22 protein-coding genes, 1 pseudogene and 1 riboswitch are annotated in these 20,751 nt (G+C 71.2%); of the genes and pseudogenes, 17 read left to right on the top strand and 6 right to left on the bottom strand.

Going from position 1 to position 20,751, the window contains the following annotated elements:
- The first annotated feature begins 89 nt into the window (after positions 1-89).
- Positions 90-794 carry an MIP/aquaporin family protein gene (locus ACFFXY_RS01280; protein ID WP_382345109.1) on the top strand — a complete coding sequence of 235 codons (705 nt, stop codon included), beginning with the start codon at positions 90-92 and terminating at the stop codon, positions 792-794.
- A 55-nt stretch (positions 795-849) separates the two neighbouring features.
- Here ACFFXY_RS01280 and ACFFXY_RS01275 read toward each other — a convergent pair whose 3' ends face one another.
- Positions 850-1,278 carry a thermonuclease family protein gene (locus tag ACFFXY_RS01275; RefSeq protein WP_382345107.1) on the bottom strand — a complete coding sequence of 143 codons (429 nt, stop codon included), beginning with the start codon at positions 1,276-1,278 and terminating at the stop codon, positions 850-852.
- A 96-nt stretch (positions 1,279-1,374) separates the two neighbouring features.
- On the opposite strand from ACFFXY_RS01275, the gene ACFFXY_RS01270 reads away from it, so the two are divergent.
- The 5 genes and pseudogenes from ACFFXY_RS01270 to ACFFXY_RS01250 all read left to right on the top strand — a co-directional run bounded on the left by ACFFXY_RS01270 (position 1,375) and on the right by ACFFXY_RS01250 (position 6,103).
- A complete protein-coding gene (locus tag ACFFXY_RS01270) occupies positions 1,375-2,733 on the top strand; it encodes a cell division protein PerM (RefSeq protein ID WP_382345105.1) in 1,359 nt (452 codons plus the stop codon).
- Positions 2,730-3,335, top strand: a complete 606-nt coding sequence (purN, locus tag ACFFXY_RS01265; RefSeq protein WP_382345103.1) for a phosphoribosylglycinamide formyltransferase — start codon at positions 2,730-2,732, stop codon at positions 3,333-3,335. Before ACFFXY_RS01270 ends, purN begins: the two co-directional genes overlap by 4 nt.
- Before the next feature lie 9 nt (positions 3,336-3,344).
- Positions 3,345-3,830 (top strand): annotated as a pseudogene (locus ACFFXY_RS01260) (VanZ family protein); the annotation flags it as partial.
- A 75-nt stretch (positions 3,831-3,905) separates the two neighbouring features.
- Positions 3,906-4,069, top strand: a riboswitch (ZMP/ZTP riboswitch).
- A gap of 25 nt (positions 4,070-4,094) precedes the next feature.
- Entirely contained in the window at positions 4,095-5,639 is a 1,545-nt protein-coding gene (purH, locus tag ACFFXY_RS01255) for a bifunctional phosphoribosylaminoimidazolecarboxamide formyltransferase/IMP cyclohydrolase (RefSeq protein WP_382345099.1), read from the top strand.
- A 95-nt stretch (positions 5,640-5,734) separates the two neighbouring features.
- Entirely contained in the window at positions 5,735-6,103 is a 369-nt protein-coding gene (locus ACFFXY_RS01250) for a TFIIB-type zinc ribbon-containing protein (protein ID WP_382345097.1), read from the top strand.
- 10 nt (positions 6,104-6,113) lie between these two features.
- On the opposite strand, the gene ACFFXY_RS01245 is transcribed toward ACFFXY_RS01250, so the two are convergent.
- From ACFFXY_RS01245 to trpS, 4 genes are read right to left on the bottom strand one after another with little or no spacing between them, the layout of a single operon-like run.
- Positions 6,114-6,434: a type II toxin-antitoxin system PemK/MazF family toxin gene (locus ACFFXY_RS01245; protein ID WP_382345095.1), complete on the bottom strand. Its 321-nt coding sequence runs from the start codon at positions 6,432-6,434 to the stop codon at positions 6,114-6,116.
- Complete coding sequence (locus ACFFXY_RS01240) at positions 6,434-6,655, bottom strand: hypothetical protein (protein WP_382345092.1); 222 nt, start codon at positions 6,653-6,655, stop codon at positions 6,434-6,436. The genes ACFFXY_RS01245 and ACFFXY_RS01240 overlap by 1 nt, the downstream gene beginning before the upstream one ends.
- 33 nt (positions 6,656-6,688) lie before the next feature.
- Positions 6,689-7,258: a 2'-5' RNA ligase family protein gene (locus ACFFXY_RS01235; RefSeq protein WP_382345090.1), complete on the bottom strand. Its 570-nt coding sequence runs from the start codon at positions 7,256-7,258 to the stop codon at positions 6,689-6,691.
- Positions 7,258-8,274, bottom strand: a complete 1,017-nt coding sequence (trpS, locus tag ACFFXY_RS01230) for a tryptophan--tRNA ligase (protein ID WP_382345088.1) — start codon at positions 8,272-8,274, stop codon at positions 7,258-7,260. The genes ACFFXY_RS01235 and trpS overlap by 1 nt, the downstream gene beginning before the upstream one ends.
- Before the next feature lie 104 nt (positions 8,275-8,378).
- Between trpS and ACFFXY_RS01225 the strand changes: the two genes are divergently transcribed.
- Genes ACFFXY_RS01225 through galK form a run of 4 tightly spaced genes read left to right on the top strand, consistent with a single transcriptional unit; the run spans position 8,379 to position 12,355 of the window.
- Positions 8,379-9,170, top strand: a complete 792-nt coding sequence (locus ACFFXY_RS01225; protein WP_382345086.1) for a DeoR/GlpR family DNA-binding transcription regulator — start codon at positions 8,379-8,381, stop codon at positions 9,168-9,170.
- A complete protein-coding gene (galT, locus tag ACFFXY_RS01220; RefSeq protein WP_382345084.1) occupies positions 9,167-10,261 on the top strand; it encodes a galactose-1-phosphate uridylyltransferase in 1,095 nt (364 codons plus the stop codon). The genes ACFFXY_RS01225 and galT overlap by 4 nt, the downstream gene beginning before the upstream one ends.
- Positions 10,204-11,229, top strand: a complete 1,026-nt coding sequence (gene galE / locus ACFFXY_RS01215; protein ID WP_382345082.1) for a UDP-glucose 4-epimerase GalE — start codon at positions 10,204-10,206, stop codon at positions 11,227-11,229. Before galT ends, galE begins: the two co-directional genes overlap by 58 nt.
- Entirely contained in the window at positions 11,216-12,355 is a 1,140-nt protein-coding gene (gene galK, locus ACFFXY_RS01210) for a galactokinase (RefSeq protein ID WP_382345080.1), read from the top strand. Before galE ends, galK begins: the two co-directional genes overlap by 14 nt.
- Before the next feature lie 80 nt (positions 12,356-12,435).
- On the opposite strand, the gene ACFFXY_RS01205 is transcribed toward galK, so the two are convergent.
- The gene (locus tag ACFFXY_RS01205) at positions 12,436-13,005 is read right to left on the bottom strand and encodes a hypothetical protein (RefSeq protein ID WP_382345078.1); all 570 of its coding nucleotides are present in this window, start codon (positions 13,003-13,005) and stop codon (positions 12,436-12,438) included.
- 135 nt (positions 13,006-13,140) lie between these two features.
- On the opposite strand from ACFFXY_RS01205, the gene ACFFXY_RS01200 reads away from it, so the two are divergent.
- The 7 genes from ACFFXY_RS01200 to ACFFXY_RS01170 all read left to right on the top strand — a co-directional run bounded on the left by ACFFXY_RS01200 (position 13,141) and on the right by ACFFXY_RS01170 (position 20,639).
- Complete coding sequence (locus tag ACFFXY_RS01200; protein WP_382345076.1) at positions 13,141-13,488, top strand: hypothetical protein; 348 nt, start codon at positions 13,141-13,143, stop codon at positions 13,486-13,488.
- A gap of 200 nt (positions 13,489-13,688) precedes the next feature.
- Positions 13,689-14,789, top strand: coding sequence for a BMP family lipoprotein (locus ACFFXY_RS01195; RefSeq protein WP_382345074.1), 1,101 nt, complete (start codon positions 13,689-13,691; stop codon positions 14,787-14,789).
- Positions 14,790-14,828: 39 nt separating this feature from the next.
- Positions 14,829-16,382 carry an ABC transporter ATP-binding protein gene (locus ACFFXY_RS01190; RefSeq protein WP_382345072.1) on the top strand — a complete coding sequence of 518 codons (1,554 nt, stop codon included), beginning with the start codon at positions 14,829-14,831 and terminating at the stop codon, positions 16,380-16,382.
- On the top strand, positions 16,379-17,665 hold the full coding sequence (locus tag ACFFXY_RS01185) for an ABC transporter permease (RefSeq protein ID WP_382345070.1): 1,287 nt from the start codon (positions 16,379-16,381) through the stop codon (positions 17,663-17,665). The genes ACFFXY_RS01190 and ACFFXY_RS01185 overlap by 4 nt, the downstream gene beginning before the upstream one ends.
- A 5-nt stretch (positions 17,666-17,670) precedes the next feature.
- Complete coding sequence (locus ACFFXY_RS01180; protein ID WP_382345068.1) at positions 17,671-18,939, top strand: ABC transporter permease; 1,269 nt, start codon at positions 17,671-17,673, stop codon at positions 18,937-18,939.
- Positions 18,940-18,941: 2 nt separating this feature from the next.
- Complete coding sequence (locus ACFFXY_RS01175; RefSeq protein WP_382345066.1) at positions 18,942-19,334, top strand: cytidine deaminase; 393 nt, start codon at positions 18,942-18,944, stop codon at positions 19,332-19,334.
- Between the two features lie 27 nt (positions 19,335-19,361).
- A complete protein-coding gene (locus ACFFXY_RS01170; RefSeq protein ID WP_382345064.1) occupies positions 19,362-20,639 on the top strand; it encodes a thymidine phosphorylase in 1,278 nt (425 codons plus the stop codon).
- Positions 20,640-20,751: the final 112 nt, after the last annotated feature.

Genomic DNA, 20,751 nt, shown 5'->3' with positions numbered 1-20,751 from the left:
CCAGTCCAAATAGCGCAAACGCTCACGAAGCCGCCCCAGTCCTGCCATCCTCTGGAACAGACGTAGGAAACGGTTTCGAGGAGGACGTCATGCGCGCGATCTGGGCCGAACTGGTCGGCACCTTCTGCCTGGTCTTCTTCGCCGTCGGCGCGGCCGTGTACGGCATCGACGGCGAAGCGATCGGATTCGTCGGCGTCGCCTTCGCCTTCGGCCTCGTCCTCTTCGCACTCGCCTACGCGATCGGCCCGATCTCCGGCGCCCACGTCAACCCCGCCGTCACCCTCGGCGCGCTCCTGACCGGACGCGTCGACGCCGCCACCGCGGTCGGCTACTGGATCGCCCAGTTCGCCGGCGGCATCGCCGCCGCCGCGCTCCTGAAGTTCATGACCACCGCCGGGGACGTCACCGACCAGACCGGCGCGCTCGGCTCCAACGACTACGGCGCCACCGTGAACCTCACCGGCGCCATCGTCATCGAAGCGCTCCTGACGTTCCTGCTCGTCTTCACCGTCCTCGCCGTCACCAGCAAGAAGGGCGCCACCCCCGCCGCGGGCGCCGCCATCGGCCTGGTCCTGGTCATCATCCACCTGGTCGGCCTGCCGCTCACCGGCACCTCCGTCAACCCGGCCCGCTCGCTCGGCCCGGCCCTGTTCGCCGGGGGCGCGCCCCTGGAGCACGTCTGGGTCTTCATCGTCGCCCCGCTCGTCGGCGGCATCCTCGCCGCGGCCGTCCAGCCCTGGCTCTACGGCCGCGAACCCAAGGAGACCGACCGCCAGACCTCCGAAGCCCTGTAGCCGCAACGCGAACGAGGGACGGCCCCGCCGGGGCCGTCCCTCGTTCCGTGCCGTCTCAGTCGTCCTGCCACATGCCGCGGTCCGCCGCCTGCGCGAGGTCCTCGGCCTTCTCCAGGGTGTCGCCGATCGTCAGGTCCTGGTGCCGGAGCACATAGGCCTCCGCCATCCCGTCGGCCACCGCCAGCACCGCGTAGTTGATCCCGTTCTCCATCACCACGTGCGCCAGCAGCCGGTCGTACTGGTCGAACACCTCCGCGCCCGGGTCGGTGAACAAGTGGACCATCCGGCCTTCGAGCTTCTTGCGCGCGTACTCCTTCGCCTCCTCGCCCCAGTCCTGCTCCTCGCGGAACCCGCCGGACTCGGGCGCGTTGATGCCCAGCACGCGCACCCGGATCGACTCGCCGTCGATCCGCACCCGGAACGTGTCGCCGTCGATCACGTCGTACGCCTCGGCCGTCGCGTAGAACTCGCCAGGACCATCCATGCCAGTCTCCTCACTGTGAACTCGACCCATCCTCGCACCGGTCCGCCGGTGCCGGGAAGGCGCTGCGGGCGGCGCCCTTGTGACAGACTGGTCGGCGTGGAGCGACGACCGAACCGACGCCCTGGCAGCACAGGGTCCGCGCAGCGCCACACCGTGCGCATCGACGCCTCGGCCCCGCCCCGCCAGCCCCGCAGCGAGAACGAGCGCCCCACCGAGGTCCTCGACACCGGCGCGCGCCCCCGCGCCAAGCGCCCCCGCGCGCTGCTCGCGTCCGCGCTGGCGACGACCGTGTGGTGCGCGACCGTGGTGTTCACGCCGATCCTGGTGTGCGTCATCGCGGGCTGGTGGCAGGCCGGGGCCCAGGGCCCGGTCTCGGTGGTCGCGGCCGCGGCCGGAACGGCCTGGCTCGCCGGGCACGGCGTGCCCGTCGACATCGGACCGGTCCACCTGAGCGTCACGCCGCTGGCCCTGACCGTCCTCATCGCCTGGCGGCTCGCGAAGGCCGCCGCCGGGACGACGCGCGCGATCGGCGGCCGGGACGCCGCGGCCGTGCGCGCCGCCGCCGGGCTCGTCTCGATCCTCTACACCGGACTCGTCGCCGGGGCCGCCGCGCTCAGCGCCCGCGGGCCCTTCGCGATCGACATGCTCCCCGCGCTCCTGCACGCCGTGCCGCTGGTCGTGGCCGCCACCGCGTTCGGCTCCGCCCGCGAGGCCGGGGTCCTGCCGTGGGACGCCGCCTCGGTGTGGCTGCGCCGCGGCCTGCGCACCGGGCTCATCACCACCGGCGCGCTCCTCGCGTTCGGCGCGGCCGCCACGGGCGCGGCGTTCGCCGTCCGCGGCCCGATCGTCGCCGACACCTTGGGGCTGTACGGGAACGCGTCGTGGATCGTGGCGCTCATGAGCCTGCTGTACCTGCCGAACCTCGCCGTGTGGGCCGCCGCGTACCTCGCCGGGCCCGGCTTCGCCGTCGGCGCGGGGACGGCCGTGCAGACCGAGCTCGTGTCGGTCGGGCCGCTCCCGGCGTTCCCGGTGTTCGCGGCCGTGCCCACCGCGCCGCTGCCCGAGTACGCGACGGTCCTGGTCGGCCTGCCGCTCATGCTCGCGGCCGTGTTCGGCGTGATCCTCACGTACCGGTCCCCGGACCTGCGGCTGCCGCGCGTCACGACCGCGTCGATCGTCGCCGCCGCCACCGCGGCCCTGGCGCTCGCGCTCCTGGCGTACCTCTCCGGCGGGGCCGCCGGGCAGGACCTCCTCGCCGACCTCGGGCCCGACCCGGTCGCCGTCGCGGGGGTCGCCGGGGTCCAGTTCCTCATCGGCCTCGTGGGCGCGGCGCTGGTCGCGCGCCTGTTCGCCGTCCACCGCCGCGCCGCCGAAGCCGAGCTCGTGCGCAGAGACACGGTGGTCATCCCCGAACCCGCGCCCGGCCGCGACGACGGGTTACCGTTTCACCCGTGACCGCTGATCTCGTCGTGCTCGTCTCGGGCTCCGGCTCGAACCTCCAGGCCCTCCTCGACGCCTGCGCCGACCCCGCCTACGGCGCGCGGGTCGCCGCCGTGGGCGCCGACCGCGACGGGACCTTCGGGGCCGAGCGCGCCGCGAAGCTCGGCATCCCCACGTTCGTGCACAAGGTCAAGGACTACGCCACCCGCGACGAGTGGGACGCCGCGCTCACCGCCGAGGTCGCCTCCTACGAGCCGGACCTCGTGGTCTCGGCCGGGTTCCTCAAGCTCTGCGGGCCGCGGTTCCTCGACGCGTTCCCCGGCCGCTACGTCAACACCCACAACTCGCTCCTGCCCGCGTTCCCGGGCATGAACGGCCCCGGCGAGGCCCTCGCCGCGGGCGTCAAGATCGCGGGCGCGACCCTCTTCGTCTGCGACTCCGGGGTCGACACCGGCCCGATCGTCGCCCAGTGCGCCGTCCCCGTCGAGGACGACGACACCGTCGAGTCCCTGACCGAGCGCATCAAGGAGGCCGAGCGCGCCCAGCTGGTCGAGTCGGTCGGCCGCATGATGCGCGACGGCTGGAAGGTCCAGGGCCGCAGGGTGATCCTCGGCTAGCATCGCCGAATGCAAGCACCCCTCGCCGTCAACGCGCTGGAGGCCGCCACCGTCTGGGCCTCGCTCCTGCTCGTCCCGCTCGGGCTCCTCCTCGCCTGGGCCCTCGCGGCCCTGCGCGCCCGCCTCGGCCGGCCGCACCCCTGGCGCGACTCCGTCGCCGAGGTCGGCGCGGTGTTCGGCACGCTGCCGTGGCTGTTCCTGGTGCTCACGCCCCGCGGCGGCGACGGCGGCCTGCAACCGGTGCCCTTCGCCGACCTGATCGACCTCGCCTCGGCCGACCCGCGCACCATCGCGGAGCAGCTCGTGGGGAACCTCCTCCTGTTCTTCCTCGCCGGGCTCTTCCTGCCGATCCGGTTCCCGCTGGGGCCGTGGGCGGTCCTCGGGCTCGGCGCGGCGGGGGCCGCGCTCGTGGAGGCCGCGCAGCTCGCGTTCGGGACCGGCCGGGTCGCCTCCGTGGACGACGTGCTCCTCAACGCCCTCGGCGCGCTGCTCGGCGCCCTGGCCTCCCGGCACTGGTGGCGGGCGTCACGCACGGTCGCCGCCCGGGAGCCCGCCGAGAGCGTGTTACGCTCGGCCGGTCGCGACTGGCGAGTGACGTCTTTCGAGGTTTCCCGTGGCACGGACCGGGCAGCTCGTTGTTGAGGGGGGACCTTCAGAAGACGCCACGGGTGGAGTACCACCGGGGAGCGGCGCTGCTGAACCTGTTACTGCGGTCGAACGCCTGGGCCGCAGTCATCTTCGATCAGGAGCAGTGCATTCATGTCCGAGCGGAAGCTCATCAAGCGGGCCCTCGTCTCCGTCTTCGACAAGACCGGCGTCGTCGACCTCGCCCGCGACCTCCACGCCGCCGGCGTCGAGCTCGTCTCCACCGGCTCCACCGCGGCGCGCATCGCCGAGGCCGGCATCCCCGTCACCAAGGTCGAGGACCTGACCGGGTTCCCCGAGATCCTCGACGACCGCGTCAAGACCCTCCACCCGAAGGTCCACGGCGGCCTCCTCGCCGACGTCCGCCGCGAGTCCCACCGCGCGCAGCTCGCCGACCTCGGCATCGAGGCGTTCGACCTGCTCGTGGGGAACCTGTACCCGTTCCAGCAGACCGTGGCCTCCGGCGCGGGCTTCGACGACATCGTCGAGAAGATCGACGTCGGCGGGCCCTCGATGGTCCGCGGCGCCGCCAAGAACCACGCCAACGTCGCCGTCGTCGTGGACCCGGCCGACTACTCGTGGATCCGCGACGCCGCCAAGGAGGGCACCACCGCCGAGCAGCGGCTCCGCCTGGCCGCCAAGGCGTTCGCGCACCTGGCGACCTACGACGCCGCCGTCGCCACCTGGCTCGCCGAGCAGGCCGCCGCCGAGGGCCTGGGCGACTTCCTCGCCCTGCCCGCCGCGAAGCTCGCGGACCTGCGCTACGGCGAGAACCCGCACCAGGACGCGGCCGTGTACGCCGTCCCGGGCGCGCCGGGCCTCGCGCAGGCCGAGCAGCTCCACGGCAAGGCCATGAGCTTCAACAACTACACCGACGCCGACGCCGCCTGGCGCGCCGCGCACGACTTCACCGCGCCCGCGGTGGCGGTCGTCAAGCACGCCAACCCGTGCGGGATCGCCGTCGGCGCCTCGATCGCCGAGGCCCACCGCAAGGCCCACGCGTGCGACCCGCTGAGCGCCTTCGGCGGCGTCATCGCCGCGAACGCCGAGGTCGACGCCGAGGCCGCCGCGCAGATCGCGGAGATCTTCACCGAGGTCGTCGTGGCCCCCTCGTTCACCGACGAGGCGCTCGCGATCCTCACCGCGAAGAAGAACCTGCGGCTGCTGCGGGCCCCTGCATGGGCGCCCGCGGCCCTGGAGCTGAAGCCGATCTCCGGCGGCGTGCTCGCCCAGCGCCCCGACCGCATCGACGCCGACGGCGACGCCCCCGCGAACTGGACGCTGGCGACCGGCGAGCCCGCCGACGACGCGACGCTCGCGGACCTCGAATTCGCGTGGCGCGCGGTGCGCTCGGTGAAGTCGAACGCGATCCTCCTCGCCTCCGGCGGCGCCTCCGTGGGCGTGGGCATGGGCCAGGTCAACCGGGTGGACTCCGCGAAGCTCGCCGTCGAGCGCGCGGGCGCCGACCGCGCCGCGGGCTCGGTCGCCTCCTCGGACGCGTTCTTCCCGTTCCCCGACGGCCTCCAGATCCTCGTGGACGCGGGCGTCAAGGCCGTGGTCCAGCCGGGCGGCTCCGTCCGCGACGACGAGGTGATCGCCGCCGCGAAGGAGGCGGGCGTGACGATGTACCTGACCGGAACGCGCCACTTCACCCATTAGCACGCGGTGAGCGGGCGCTCTGGCTGTGAGAACTCACAGCCGGGGCGCCCGCTTCCGGTTGGGCATCCATGGCCGATTCACGATAGGTTGATGTCATGATGCAGATGCTCTGTCCTAAATGTCAGAACCCGATGCACCAGTACGAGCGGAACGGCGTCGTCGTCGAGCAGTGCTCCGAATGCAAGGGCATCTTCCTCGACCGCGGGGAACTCGAACACCTGATGACCGCCGAGTCGGCCTTCCAGCGCGGCGCCGCCGTCGCGCCCCCCGGCCCCGCCCCCCGCGACCAGCCCCGATACGACGACCGCCGCGACGACCGCCGCTACGAGGACCGCCGCGACGACCGGCGGTACGACGACCGCCGCCGCGACGACCACTACGACGACCGCCGCCACCACGGCGACGACTACCACTACAAGAAGAAGAAGCGCAAGAGCGTCTTCGAGGACCTCTTCGACTTCTGACCGGATCGGCTCAACTCAGGCCGAGCTTGAGGAGCAGCGCCCGGTTGAGATTGTCCAGCTCATCGAAGTCCAAGGCGCCCATGAAGTCACCGAGTCTTCCATGGTCTACCGAGTAGATCTGGTCCGTGAGGACTCGGGACTTCGCGCCGAGGAATTCGATCTCGGGCCGGTAGATCGTGTGATGGGCGCCGGTCGAAGTGAGCGCGATGGTGATGGTGCTGGTGGCGAAGGCGTCGGACTGGATGACGACGCCGTAGCGCCGGCCCTGCTGTTCGTGTCCGGTGGCCTCCTTCGCGGGTTTGACCTCGTAGATCGCCCCGCGGAAGATCACTACGCGACCCCCATGTACCGCATGATCGCCTGGATTTCGGCGCGGTCCTCGGGATCCGCCTCGACTCGGTCGGCGTCGGCTTTGGCCTGCTTGATGAGCTTCTCGCGATAGGCGTGCAGGAGCGCCTCGCGCACCGCCTCGGTCTTGGTCTTGCCGTCGGCGGTCAGCTCGGCGATGGCGATGTCCATCGCCTCGTCGGTGCGTACGTTCAACATGCTCATGCCGCGAGTGTAACACAAATTGTATTGCGAGTTTCATTCGCGAAGCGGGAAGACCGCCCTCGGGGTCCAGGGGACCGGGGCCCCCGCGAGGGTCTCGAAGGTCCAGGCGCCCGGGCTCGGGTGGGTGTAGAGCGTGAAGGACTCGACGCGGAACTTCGCCTCGAAGCCCGCGAGGGACGCGAAGGCGTGGTCGAGGGCCGGGGTGCCGACGTTCTGGGCCACCGTGACGTGCGGGTGGTAGGGGAACGTGCGCTCGCGCTCGGCCGGGCCGGTGCGGATCGCCGCTTCGAGCTGCTCGCAGATCGCGATGCCGTCGGCGACGGCCACGAACACGACCTCGGTGACCGGCCGGAACGAGCCGGTGCCGCGCAGGTGCAGGTCGAAGCGCGGGCAGGAGCCCGCGACGGCCGCGAGGTGGGCGCGGAACGCGTCGAGCGAATCTGCCGGGATCTCGGTGGGCCCCAGGAGCGTCAGGTGCGCCGGGACGATCCCGCCGAGGGGGTCGCCGGAGGCGATGCGGGCGCGGTCCAGGACCTCGCCCCACGGCGGGGGCACCGGGATCGCCACCCCCACCGTGACGGTCCTCCCGCCGGTTCCGGCCACTAAAGCGCCACCGGGGGATAGAAGCCGATCTTCTTGTACGTCTTGGCGATCGTGCGGACCGCGAGGTGCCGGGCCTTCTCGGCGCCCATCGTGAGGACGCGGTCGAGCTCGGCCTTGTCGGCGAGGATCTCCTTGGTGCGCACCGCGACCGGTCCGAGCGTGTCGGCGACGACCTCGGCGAGGTCGCCCTTGAAGTCGCCGTAGCCGCGCCCGGCGTACTCCGCTTCGAGCTTCTCGACCGTGGTGCCCGCGAGGGCCGTGTAGATGTTCATCAGGTTCGACACGCCGGGCTTGGTCTCGGGGTCGAACCGGACCTCGGCCTCGGAGTCGGTGACGGCGCTCTTGATCTTCTTGCGCATCTGGTTCGGCTCGTCGAGCAGGTACAGGCACCCGCGCGGGGAGGCCGAGGACTTCGACATCTTCTTCTCGGGCTCGGCGAGGTCCTTGATGGTCGCGGTCGCCTTGACGATGTACGGCTCGGGGACGGTGAACGTCTCGCCGTACGTGCCGTTGAAGCGGATCGCGAGGTCGCGGGTGAGCTCCAGGTGCTGGCGCTGGTCCTCGCCGACGGGGACCTGGTCGGTCCGGTACAGGAGGATGTCGGCGGCCATGAGGATCGGGTAGGTGAACAGCCCCACCGTTGTGCGTTCTTGTTTGGCGGACTTGTCCTTGAACTGGGTCATGCGGCTGGCCTCGCCGAACCCGGTCTCGGAGCCGAGGATCCACGCGAGCATCGCGTGCTCGGGGACCTGGGACTGCACGAACAGCGTGCACCGCTCGGGGTCCAGGCCCAGCGCCAGGAGCTGCGCGGCGCTCACGCGTGAGCGCTCGTGCAATACCTTTGGGTCGTGATCGACGGTGATCGCGTGCTGGTCGACGACGCAGTAGAGCGCGTCCGTGGTGTCCTGCATCGCCACCCACTGCCGCAGCGCCCCCAGGTAGTTCCCGAGGTGGAACGAGTCCGAGGTGGGCTGGATCCCTGAGAAGACGCGGGGCTTGCGGTCGGCAGTGGTCATGGACCGATTCTGACATCCGGGCCGAGACGGCGGCCACCCGGTATTGCGGCCCCGCCGATCCTGATGTTTAATTGTGTTGGATCTTGAGGGAAGGGGAGTCGCCGATGCTGGCGCAGCAGCGACAGAGCCGGATCGCCGAACGCGTGCACCGGACCGGGGCGGTCCGCGTGGCCGAACTGGTCGAGGAGTTCGGCGTCTCGGACATGACCATCCGCCGCGACCTCGAAACCCTCGCCGACCGCGGCCTGGTCGCGAAGGTCCACGGCGGCGCGACAGCTGTCGACTTCGGCTCCACCTCCGAGCCCGGGTTCGCCGTCAAGCAGGTCCGCCAGGAGCCCGAGAAGCAGGCCATCGCCGACGCCGCCGCGACGCTCGTCGGCCCCGGCCAGGCCATCGCCCTCTCCGCCGGGACCACCACGTGGACCCTCGCGCACCGCCTCACCGACGTCCCCGACCTCACCGTCGTCACCAACTCCGTGCCCGTCGCCGACGTCTTCTACCGGGCCGGCCGCCCCGACCAGACCGTCATCCTCACCGGCGGCGTCCGCACCCCCTCCGACGCGCTCGTCGGGCCCTTCGCCGTCGCCTCGCTGGAGCGGGTCAACGTCGACACCGTGTTCCTCGGCGTCCACGGCATGTCCGCGCGCGCCGGGTTCACCACCCCCAACCTCCTCGAAGCCGAGACCGTCGCGACCCTCGCCGCCAAGGGCCGCCGCCTCGTGGTCGTCGCCGACCACACCAAGTTCGACGTCGTCGGCATCGCCACGGTCGCGTCCCTCGACAGCGCCGACGTCGTCGTCACCGACTCCCTCCTCGACGAGGAGGCCCGCCGCATCCTCGGCGAGCACGTCGACCAGGTCGTGCTCGCGCCCGTCCACATCGAGAAGAGACCATGACCGCGTACTCCGTGGAGACCGGCGGCCTCGCCGACGGCCGCCAGATCCTCTACTTCAACACGCAGCCGGACGCCGGGCGCGCCTCGTTCGCCGACAAGCGCGACCTCGGCGACCGCGTCAGCGCCGGGGAGATCCGGTACGACGTGCTCCGCGACGAGTGGGTGGCCGTCTCGGCCGGGCGGTCCGGCCGCCCCAACCTCCCCGTCGCCTGCCCGCTGTGCCCCTCCGACGGCGACGAGCTCACCGAGGTCCCCGCCCCCGACTACGAGGTCGCCGTCTTCGAGAACCGCTTCCCGTCCTTCGGCGGCTTCGGCGAGCCCGGCCCGCTCCCCCCGACGGAGGCCACCGGGATGGAGACCTCCGCGCCCGCCTCCGGCCGCTGCGAGGTCGTCGTCTTCTCCGACGACCACGACTCCTCCCTCGTGGACCTCAGCCCCGAGCGCGTCGCCCTCATCGTCCGCGCCCAGGCCCAGCGCACCGCCGCCCTCCAGGCCCGCGGCGACGTCGCGCAGGTCTTCTGCTTCGAGAACCGCGGCGTCGAGGTCGGCGTGACCCTCCACCACCCGCACGGCCAGATCTACGGCTACCCGTACACCACCCCGCAGACCCGCAGGCACCTCGAAGCGAACCGCCGCCACCGCGCCGCCACCGGCCGCGACCTCTTCGACGACATCCTCGAATCCGAGCGCCGCGGCCCCCGCGTCATCGCCGAGAACGACCACTGGACCGCGTTCACCCCCTACGCCGCCCGCTGGCCCTTCGAGGTCCACCTCTACCCCAGGCACGAGCGCTTCGCCGACCTCACCGAGCTGCCCGAGGCGTACATCGAATCGTTCGCGCCGCTGTACCTGGAGGTCCTCAAACGCTGCGACGCCGCCTACCCTGGCGAGCAGATGCCGTACATGGCCGGCTGGCACCAGGCCCCGGTCGGCGAGGACCGCGAACTCGGGCGGCTGCGCTTCGAGCTCGTCTCGATCCGCCGCGGCCCCGGGCGCGTGAAGTTCCTGGCCTCCTCGGAGTCCGTCATGGGCGGATGGGTCCACGACCTCGGACCCGAGACCTCGGCCAACATTCTCAAGGAGGCACTGTGAAATACCTCGTGACCGGCGGCGCCGGCTACATCGGCTCGATCGTCGCCACCATGCTCCTCGAAGCGGGCCACGAGGTCGTCGTCCTCGACGACTGCCCTCCCGCAGCGGCAGTGCGCGTCCCTGTCGGGGCGACGCTGGTGCCCTCCGCTGTTCAGTGGGCCAGCGAGGTCCTCGACGAGTCCTTCGACGGAGTCCTCCACTTCGCCGGCCTCATCGCCGCGGGCGAGTCGATGGAGAAGCCCGAGATCTACTGGGAGCACAACACGTCCGGGACGTTCGCGCTGCTCGAAGCGATGCGGGACGCGAATGTGAAGACGCTCGTCTTCTCTTCGACCGCCGCGGTCTACGGCAACCCGGTCGAGGTCCCGATCAGGGAAGACGCGATCAAGGCGCCGACCTCGACATACGGAGCGACCAAGCTCGCGGCCGACATGGCCATCCAGTCCGAGGCCACCGCCCACGGCCTCGCCGCGGTCTCCCTGCGCTACTTCAACGTCGTCGGCGCCTACCAGGACCGGAGCGGCGTCTGGCACGGCGAGAACCACGAGCCCGAGACCCACATCATCCCCATCGCCTTCGACGCCGCCTCCGGGCGCCGGGAGTCCTTCGCGATCTTCGGCGACGACTACCCCACCCCCGACGGCACCTGCGTCCGCGACTACATCCACGTCGCCGACCTCGCCGAGGCCCACCTCCTCGCCCTCGGCGCCGCCGCGGCCGGAGAGCACAAGATCTACAACCTCGGCAACGGCAACGGCTTCTCCAACAAAGAGGTCGTCGCCACCGTCAAAGCGGTGACCGGCACCGACTTCCCCGTCGCCGTCGGCCCCCGCCGCGCCGGAGACCCCGCCGAACTCGTCGCCTCCTCCGAGCGCGCCAAGACCGAACTCGGCTGGAAGCCCAGCCGCGACACCCTCGACCGCATGGTCGCCGACGCCTGGGAGTACTACCAGCATGCCCGCCGATAACCACGCCCTCGAACTCGCCGGGACCGCCGCGGCCGCCTTCCGCGACGCCTACGGGACCGAGCCCGAGGGCCTGTGGGCCTCGCCCGGTCGCGTCAACCTCATCGGCGAGCACACCGACTACAACGACGGCTTCGTGATGCCCTTCGCGCTGCCGTTCTACGCCGTCGTCGCCGCCGCCAGGGCCGACCAGTGGTCCTTCCACTCCACCTACGGCGACGGCGAGACCCGCACGAGCGCCTCCCTCGACGGCGTCGACGGCTGGGCCGCCTACCTCGCCGGGACCGCCTGGGCCCTGAACGAGTCCGGCTACCCGGTCGGCCCGACGCGCCTCGCCCTCCACTCCGACGTGCCCGTCGGCGGCGGCCTGTCGTCCTCGGCCGCCATCGAGTGCGCGGTGCTCATCGCCCTGGCGGACCTGTACGGCCACGACATCGACCGCGCGGAGGCCGCGCGCATCGCGCAGAAGGCCGAGAACGAGTACGTGGGCGCGCCCACGGGCGTCCTCGACCAGTCCGCGTCGCTGCTGTGCGAGGCCGGGCGCGTCATGTTCATGGACTGCCGGGACCTCTCGCGCGAGCAGGTCCCCTTCGACCTGGCCGCCGAGGGCCTCGCGATGCTCGTGGTCGACACGCAGGCGCCGCACCGCCACGCCGACGGCGAGTACGCCCAGCGCCGCGCCGACTGCGAGGAGGCCGCCCGCCAGCTCGGCGTCGCGTCCCTGCGCGACGCGCCCAAGCACGCGAAACTCGACGACGAGCGGCTCAACCGGCGCATGCACCACGTCGTCACCGAGAACGAGCGGGCCCTCAAGACCGCCGAGATCCTCCGCTCGGGCCGCGTCCGCGGCATCGGCGAGCTGCTCACGGCCTCGCACACCTCGCTGCGGTACGACTACGAGGTCTCCTCGGTCGAGCTCGACTGCGCGGTGGACGCGGCCCTGGGCGCGGGCGCCCTCGGCGCCCGCATGACCGGCGGCGGCTTCGGCGGCTCCGCGATCGCCCTGGTCGAGGCCGACGCGATCGCCAAGATCGAGGACGCCGTCACCGGCGCCGCCGCCCAGGCGGGCCTCCCGGCCCCGCGGATCTTCACCGCCCGCGCCGCCCAGGGCGCCCACCGGGTCGCCTAGGGCGCGGTCGTCTACGAGCACAGTCTCCGAAGAGCGCACCGAGAGAGGGGCCGGGCAATTCGCCCGGCCCCTCTCTCGCGCTATCGGAGGAGTCGCGATCCGCTGACGTGCGGTTCCGGGTCCGCCGACAAGCCCAGGCACCAGGCCCGCATGGCCCGGGTCGTCGTCGCGGCGATGAGGCCGACGAAGAGGGCGATCCCCAGGAAGCATCCTCCGGCGACGGTGATGGAGGTGACCGACCAGGACGTGAACGCCACCCCGATCCAGTACACGCAGGCCGCGATGCCCCCGGACTGGAGGACCAAAGCGGCGATCCGCGCCCAGTTCGCTCCCCACCGCAGGTTGAGCGCGACCACCACGTGCGCGGCGGTAAGCAGCCCGTACACGCCGAAGCTGATCGCGGCGCGGCCGGTCAGATCGGTGGCGTCGCCCATGACCGCCAGGTCGAAGACGAGGTAGAGCGCGTTGATCAGGAAGCCCGAGCACAGGCCGGTCGCGACGACCCACAGCCCGGCGAGGGCGATCCCGGCTTCACCGGGCATCGGGCGGGGCGCGGGAGGGGCCTCGGCCTCCTCAAGCGCGGCCTCGTCCACCACGGCGACCTCGGCGACTTCGGGGTTCGGCCCGGTCTCGGATGATTCCTCGGACATGGGGGCTCCTCAAGGGGCGGGGGTCAGCCCAGGATAAGGGCCGCGGGGCCGCCCGGCGGTCCCCGATGTGACTGCGGTTTCGGGACCGGTGACGCTGCGGTGTCACGGTTCCCGCACTCTGGAATACTCCGCGGCATGGACTTCGTACACCTCGTGCTGCGCTACCTCCACCTCCTGGGCTTCGCCGCGGTCTTCGGCGGCTGGCTGGTGTCGTGGCTGTCCGGCAGGTTCAACTTCAACACGGCGATGCTGTACGGGATCGCGGTGCAGCTCGCGACCGGCATCGTGCTCTACGGGATCGTCGCCGCCGCAGGGGACGCCAACCACGCGAAGCTCGGTGTGAAGTTCCTGCTCGCGCTGCTGCTGGCCGTCATGATCGCCATCCCGGTGTGGAAGAAGCGCGACAAGGTCGCCGCCGGGCACTTCTGGGCCACCGGCGGGCTCATCGCGGTGACCGCGGGCGTCGCGGTCTTCTGGCAGTAGACGCGCCCCCTGGTTCACCCGCCCGTAACGCGGGCCGCTGCAATGCGCCTGTATTAGGGGCGAAACACCAGTTCACTCCTGGTCTCAGTCATAGGATGTTTCGGTAACGAAATCATCAAGGAGAGTGTCAGAGGCCATCAAGTGCGGCCATGATTAGGCGGGTATCGACTTACCCCCTTGAATCCTCGAAGGAGACAGTGATGGCTGTGAAGCCGTTCAAGCTGGTCGTGGCGGGCCTTTCCGCCGTTGGCCTTGCCGCTCTTGCCGCTTGCGGCGACGCACCCACTGACGGCGGGAGCGACAACGCTGACGCCTCGTTCCTGGCCTGCATGGTGACCGACTCGGGCGGCATCGACGACAAGTCGTTCAACGAGTCCGCCTGGGCCGGTATGGAGGCCGCTGAGGACGAGAACTCCGACATCGACGTCAAGTACAAGGAGTCCTCGAACACCGACGACTACGACCCGAACCTCCAGGGATCGGTCGACGACGGCTGCGACTTCATCGTCGGCGTCGGCGGGCTCATGTCCGCGAACGTCACCACCGCCGCGCAGGCGAACGAGGGCGTGGGCTTCGCGATCGTCGACGGCTCGCCGTCCGACGCCGAGGGCGCCCCGGTCGAGACCTCGAACGTGTACTCCATCCAGTTCGACACCGCGCAGTCGGCGTTCCTCGCCGGGTACGTCGCGGCCGCGCAGACCCAGACCGGGACCGTCGCGACCTGGGGCGGCATGCAGATCCCGCCGGTGACCATCTTCATGGACGGCTTCGCCGAGGGCATCGCCAAGCACAACGAGGACAAGGGCACCGACGTCAAGCTCCTGGGCTGGGACGAGGCCGCGCAGACCGGCACGTTCCTGAACAACTTCGAGGACGCCGCCGCCGGCAAGTCCACCTCGGACACGTTCATCAGCCAGGGCGCGGACATCCTCTTCCCGGTCGCCGGCCCCGCCGGCATCGGCGCGCTGACGGCCGCCGAGGAAGCGGGCGACGCGGTCAACGCGATCTGGGTCGACACCGACGGGTTCGAGTCCACCGACTACGGCTCGAAGCTCATCACCTCCGCCGAGAAGGGCCTCGCCCAGGCCGTCCAGGACGCCGTCCTGGCCGCCTACGACGGGGACGCCGGGAACGGCACCTACGTCGGCACCCTGGAGAACGGCGGCGTCGGCATCGCCCCGTTCCACGACTTCGACGCCGCGGTCTCCGACGAGACCAAGGCCGAGGTCGAGGCCCTGACGCAGCAGATCATCGACGGGACGCTCGTCGTCGAGTCCCCGGCCAGCCCGGCCGCCTCCTAGCGGTCCGCACACCGGCTTCCATCTCACGAGGGACGTGCATTGCGACTCGAACTGAAGGGCCTGACGAAGAAGTTCGGCTCGTTCACTGCTGACGACGACATCGACCTCGCGGTCGAGCCCGGCCAGATCCACGCGATCCTCGGTGAGAACGGCGCGGGCAAGTCGACGCTCATGAACATGCTCTACGGGATCCTCCAGCCCACCAGCGGGGAGATCCTCATCGACGGGGAGCCGATGGCCTTCTCCGGTCCGGGCGACGCCATCGCCGCCGGGATCGGGATGGTCCACCAGCACTTCAAACTCGTCGGTCCCTTCAGCGTCGCCGACAACGTGCAGCTCGGCCGGGAGCACACCCGCGGTGCGGGAGTGCTCTCGGCCAGGGCCGCGCGCAGAGCCGTCCTGGACGTCTCGGAGCAGTACGGGCTCCGGCTGGACCCCGACGCGGTCTGCGAGGACCTGCCCGTCGGCGTCCAGCAGCGCGTCGAGATCGTCAAGGCCCTCTCGGGCCCCAAGACCGAGCTGCTCATCCTCGACGAGCCGACGGCGGTGCTCACGCCCGCCGAGATCACCGAGCTGCTCCAGATCATGCGGAACCTCGCCGCGTCCGGCACCTCCATCCTGTTCATCTCGCACAAGCTCAAAGAGGTCCAGGCCGTCGCGGACAAGATCACCGTGATCCGCCGCGGCAAGGTCGTCGCCGAGCTGGAGCCCACCGCGTCCGAGTCCGAGATGGCCTCGGCCATGGTCGGCCGCGCCGTGTCGCTCCAGGTCGACAAGACCCCCGCGGCCCCCGGCGAGCCCCGCCTGGAGGTCAAGGACCTCACCGTCGTCTCCGACGCGGGCGTCAAGGTCCTCGACGGACTCGAACTGACCGTCCACGCCGGCGAGATCGTCGGCCTCGCGGGCGTCGAGGGCAACGGCCAGACCGAGCTCGCCCGCGCGATCCTCGGCCTCGTCAAGCCCGACGAGGGCCACATCGCCGTGGACGGGAACGACGTCCACGGCCGCTCCCCGGCCCGGCGCATCGCCGACGGCCTCGGCTACATCCCCGAGGACCGCGGCCGCGACGGCCTCGTCTCGGAGTTCTCCGTCGCCGAGAACATCGTCCTCAACCAGTACCGCGACGCGCCCTACGCGAAAGGCGGGGTCGTCGACACCGCCGCCGTCCACAAGCGCGCCGTGGACTCCATCGCCGAGTTCGACATCCGCACCCAGTCGCCCGACGAGTCGGCCTCGTCGCTGTCGGGCGGCAACCAGCAGAAGGTCATCATCGCCCGCGAGTTCTCCCGGCCCCGCCGGTTCCTCGTCGCGGCGCAGCCGACCCGCGGCGTCGACGTCGGCGCCACCGAGTTCATCCACTCCCGCCTCATCGCCGAGCGCGACACCGGGACCGGGGTCCTCCTCATCTCCTCCGAACTCGACGAGATCTACGCCCTCGCCGACCGCATCGCCGTCATCTACAACGGCCGCATCGTCGGCGAAGTCGCCCCCGACACCCCCCGCGAGGTCATCGGCCGACTCATGGTCGGCGCCTCCGCGGCCCCCGAGACCCAGACCCAGACCGACGAGGACGCCGCCGGAGGTGACCGATGAGCGACAGCACCACCACCGAGGCCCCGGCCGAACCGCCCGCGCCCGCTGAGGAATCGGAGTCGAAACCGAGCTTCATGCGCGTCTTCGGCGGCTACCTCACCGAGGCCAACTCGGTCATGGTCACCGTCTACTCGCTGCTCCTGGCGTTCCTCATCGGCGCGATCCTCCTCATCGTCTCCGACGAGTACACCCGCTCCACGTTCTCCTACTTCTTCGCCCGCCCCCAGGACGCCCTCGCCGCGTCCTGGTACCTCGTGCGCGACTCCTACACCGCGCTCTTCGAGGGCGCGATCCTCAACCTGAACACCCTGGAGTCCTACCAGGCCGGGCAGGCCGACTTCGGGAACCTCCTGCGGCCCCTGTCCGAGACGCTCACCTACGCGACGCCGCTCATCTTCACCGGCCTCGCCGTCGGCCTCGCGTTCCGCGCCGGGCTGTTCAACATCGGCGCCCAGGGCCAGCTCATCTTCGGCATGATGGGCGCCCTCATCGTCGGGTTCAGCCTCGACCTGCCGATCTGGCTCCACCTGCCCCTCGCGATCATCGCGGGCGGCCTCGCCGGCGGCGCCCTCGGCGCCGTCCCCGGCGTCCTCAAGGCCGCCACCGGCGCCCACGAGGTCATCTCCTCGATCATGCTCAACAACATCGCCGCGCTGTTCCTCGTGTGGGCGCTCGGCACGAGCTTCCTCCACTCCGAGACCAAGTCCGACCTGGTCTCCAAGCCCGTGGACGAATCGGCGATGCTCCCGACGCTCCTGTCCTCGTTCAACCCGAGCCTTCGCGTCAACCTCGCCCTGATCATCGGCTTCGCCGCCGCCGTCTTCACCTGGTGGCTGCTCTCCAAGTCCACGTTCGGGTTCCGCATCCGCGCCGTCGGCTTCAACGAGCACGCCGCCGCCACCGCGGGCATGCGCATCGGCTCCACCTACACCACGACGATGACCGCCGCGGGCGCCCTCGCCGGACTCGGCGGCGCCGCGCTCGCGCTCGGCGTCTCCTCCGGCGGCATCACCACCAACACCGCGCTCGACTACGGCTTCAGCGGCATCACCGTCGCGCTCCTGGGCCGCGCCAACCCCGGCGGCATCGTCGCCTCCGCGCTCCTGTTCGGCGCGCTCAAGGCCGGCGCCCTCTCGGCGCAGCCCGACGTCCCGGTCGACATCTCGACCCTGCTCCAGGCCACCATCGTGCTGTTCATCGCCGCACCGGCCCTGGTCAAGGCGATCCTCCACCTGCGCACCCCGCGCGGCGGCCTGGTCACTCTCGAAGCGAAAGGCTGGTGAGCCCGATGGCAGTGGACACCGCGCCCGCGCCCGCGCTGGTCGACGACCGCGCCCCGGCCCGCCACGCGAGGGCCGGGACCGTCTACGCGGTCCTGGGGCTCCTGCTCGTCGCCGTCGCCTTCACCTGGCTCGGCGGCAAGAGCACCGTCATCGCGTTCGACAAGACCCTCACCGACGCCTCCTGGTCCGTCCCGACCTTCGGCGCGGTCCTCGTCCTCGGCCTCCTGTGCGCCGCCGCGGGCGCCTGGATGCTCGTGGGCCTGCCGCAGCGCCAGTTCAAGCTCGCGTCCACCGCGGGTGTCGCCGCGCTGGTGCTGGCCCTGCTGTTCTGGGCCTACTCCCAGGAGGGCACGGTCTTCCGGGCCGAGTCGATCCTCGCCGGGGCCCTGTTCCTGTCGATGCCGTACATCTTCGGCGCGCTCTCGGGCGTCGTCTGCGAGCGCTCCGGCGTCATCAACATCGGCATCGAGGGCCAGTTCCTCATGGGCGCCTTCACGGGCGTGCTCGTCGCGAACATCACCGGCAGCATCTACGCCGGGCTCGTCGGCGCGATGGTCGCCGGGTCGCTCTCGACCATGCTCCTCGCGCTCCTCGCCACGAAGTACCAGGTCAACCAGGTCGTCGTCGGCGTCATCCTCAACCTGCTCGCGCTCGGCTTCACCAGCTTCATGTACGACCAGCTCAAGAAGGCCGAGGGCTTCAACGACGCGTTCGCCGTCCCGGTCATCTCCTGGGGCCCGCTCGCGGACATCCCCGTGATCGGCCCGGTCCTGTTCCAGCAGAAGCTGTTCGTGTACGTCGGCATCGTCATGGTCGCCGTCGTCTGGTTCCTGCTCTACCGGACCCGCTGGGGCCTGCGCACCCGCGCCGTCGGCGAGCACCCGGCCGCCGCGGACTCCATGGGCGTCAACGTCAACCGCCTCCGCTACTGGAACGTGGTGGCCGCGGGCCTCCTCGCGGGCTTCGGCGGCGCCTGGTTCACGCTCGGGAACTCCCTGGCGTTCAACAAGAACATGACCGCCGGGCTCGGCTTCGTCGCGCTCGCCGTCATGATCGTGGGCCGCTGGAACCCACTCGGCGTGCTCGCCGGGGCCCTGATCTTCGGGTTCACCACCCAGATCGCCCGCGACCTCTCCGCCGCCGGGTCCTCGGTGCCCGGCGAGTTCCTCCAGATGCTCCCGTACGCGGTCACGCTGGTGGTCGTGGCGGGCCTCATCGGCAAGGCCAAGGCCCCCGCGGCCGACGGCGTACCGTACAACCCGGGGGACAAATAGGCATGGACGTCGACTGGGAGACCCTGCGCGGCAAGGCCCGCGAGGCCATGGCGCACGCGTACGTGCCGTACTCGAAGTACCCGGTCGGGGTCGCGGGGCTCGTCGACGACGGCCGGATCGTCTCCGGCTGCAACGTCGAGAACGCCTCGTACGGCCTGACCCTGTGCGCCGAGTGCGGCATGGTCTCCCAGCTCGCCGCCACCGGCGGCGGGCGGCTGGTCGCGATCGCGTGCGTCGACGGCGCGGGGGAGCCCCTCACCCCCTGCGGACGGTGCCGCCAGCTCCTGTTCGAGCACGGCGGCCCGGACTGCCTCGTGGACGAGGCGTCCGGGACGACCACCGTGGGGGCGCTGCTCCCCGGTGCGTTCGGCCCGGACCACCTGTCCGCCAACTAGATCCGTATATGTAGTGAGGGAAAGCCAATGATCACCGCCGTCGACGTCATCCGCACCAAAAGGGACGGCGGCGAGCTCTCGTCCGCGCAGATCGACTGGGTCATCGACGCCTACACGAAGGGCGACGTGGCCGACGAGCAGATGTCGGCCCTCGCCATGGCGATCTTCCTCAATGGAGCGAAGCCCCGCGAGATCGCCGACTGGACCGCCGCGATGATCCGCTCGGGCATCACGCTCGACCTGGCGGCCGTGGGCAAGCCGTGCGTCGACAAGCACTCCACGGGCGGCGTCGGCGACAAGATCACCCTCCCGCTCGCCCCGCTCGTGGCGGTCTTCGACGTGGCCGTCCCGCAGCTCTCGGGCCGCGGCCTCGGCCACACCGGCGGCACGCTCGACAAGTTGGAGTCGATCCCCGGCTTCCAGGTCGACATGTCCGAGGCCCAGGTCATCGAGCAGCTCAAGGAGATCGGCGCGGTCATCTGCGCCGCCACCGGCGACCTCGCGCCCGCCGACAAGAAGCTCTACGCGCTCCGCGACATCACCTCCACTGTGGAGTCGATTCCGCTGATCGCGTCCTCCATCATGTGCAAGAAGATCGCCGAGGGGGCCGACGCGATCGTCCTCGACGTCAAGGTCGGCTCGGGCGCCTTCATGAAGGACTTCGCCAAGGCCCGCGAGCTCGCCGAGACCATGGTCCGCCTCGGCGCCGACCACGGCACGGACACCCGCGCCCTCCTCACCGACATGTCGGTCCCCCTGGGCCGCACCGCGGGCAACGCCCTCGAAGTGCGCGAGTCCGTGGAGGTCCTCGCGGGCGGCGGCCCCGCCGACGTGGTCGAGCTGACCGTGGCCCTCGCCAAGGAGATGCTCGCCGCCGCGGGCAAGCCCGACGCGGACCCCGCCGCCGCGTTGAAGGACGGCCGCGCGATGGACAAGTGGCGCAAGATGATCAGCGCCCAGGGCGGCGAGGTCGACGCGCCCCTGCCGATCGCCCGCGAGACCGAGGAGCTCACGGCCGGGTCGGACGGGTACGTCGCCGACATGGACGCCTACGCCGTCGGCGTCGCCGCCTGGCGCCTCGGCGCGGGCCGCGAGCGCCAGGGCCAGCCCGTCCAGTTCGGCGCGGGCATCGAGATCCTCAAGACCGTGGGCGAGCCCGTCAAGGCCGGGGAGCCCGTCCTCCGCCTCCACACCGACACCCCCGACCGCTTCGCCGCGGCAAAGGACGCCCTCGCGGGCCGGTGGTCCGTCGGCTCCCGCCCCGCCGACCGCGGCCCCATCATCCTCGACCGCGTCACCGCGTAACCCGATCCACCGCAAGGGCGGCCCCGCATCGCGGGGCCGCCCTTGCGCGTGTCCGCTGGTGTACCCGGGGTGCAACCGATTTCTGAAAGAATGCGTGTAGTCCATGTCGGAC

The organism is Glycomyces mayteni (assembly GCF_042428885.1).
Classification (GTDB): Bacteria; Actinomycetota; Actinomycetes; order Mycobacteriales; family Micromonosporaceae; genus Glycomyces; species Glycomyces mayteni.
The sequence above is the reverse complement of the archived record's forward strand: the minus strand, read 5'-3'. Positions and strand labels throughout refer to the sequence as shown.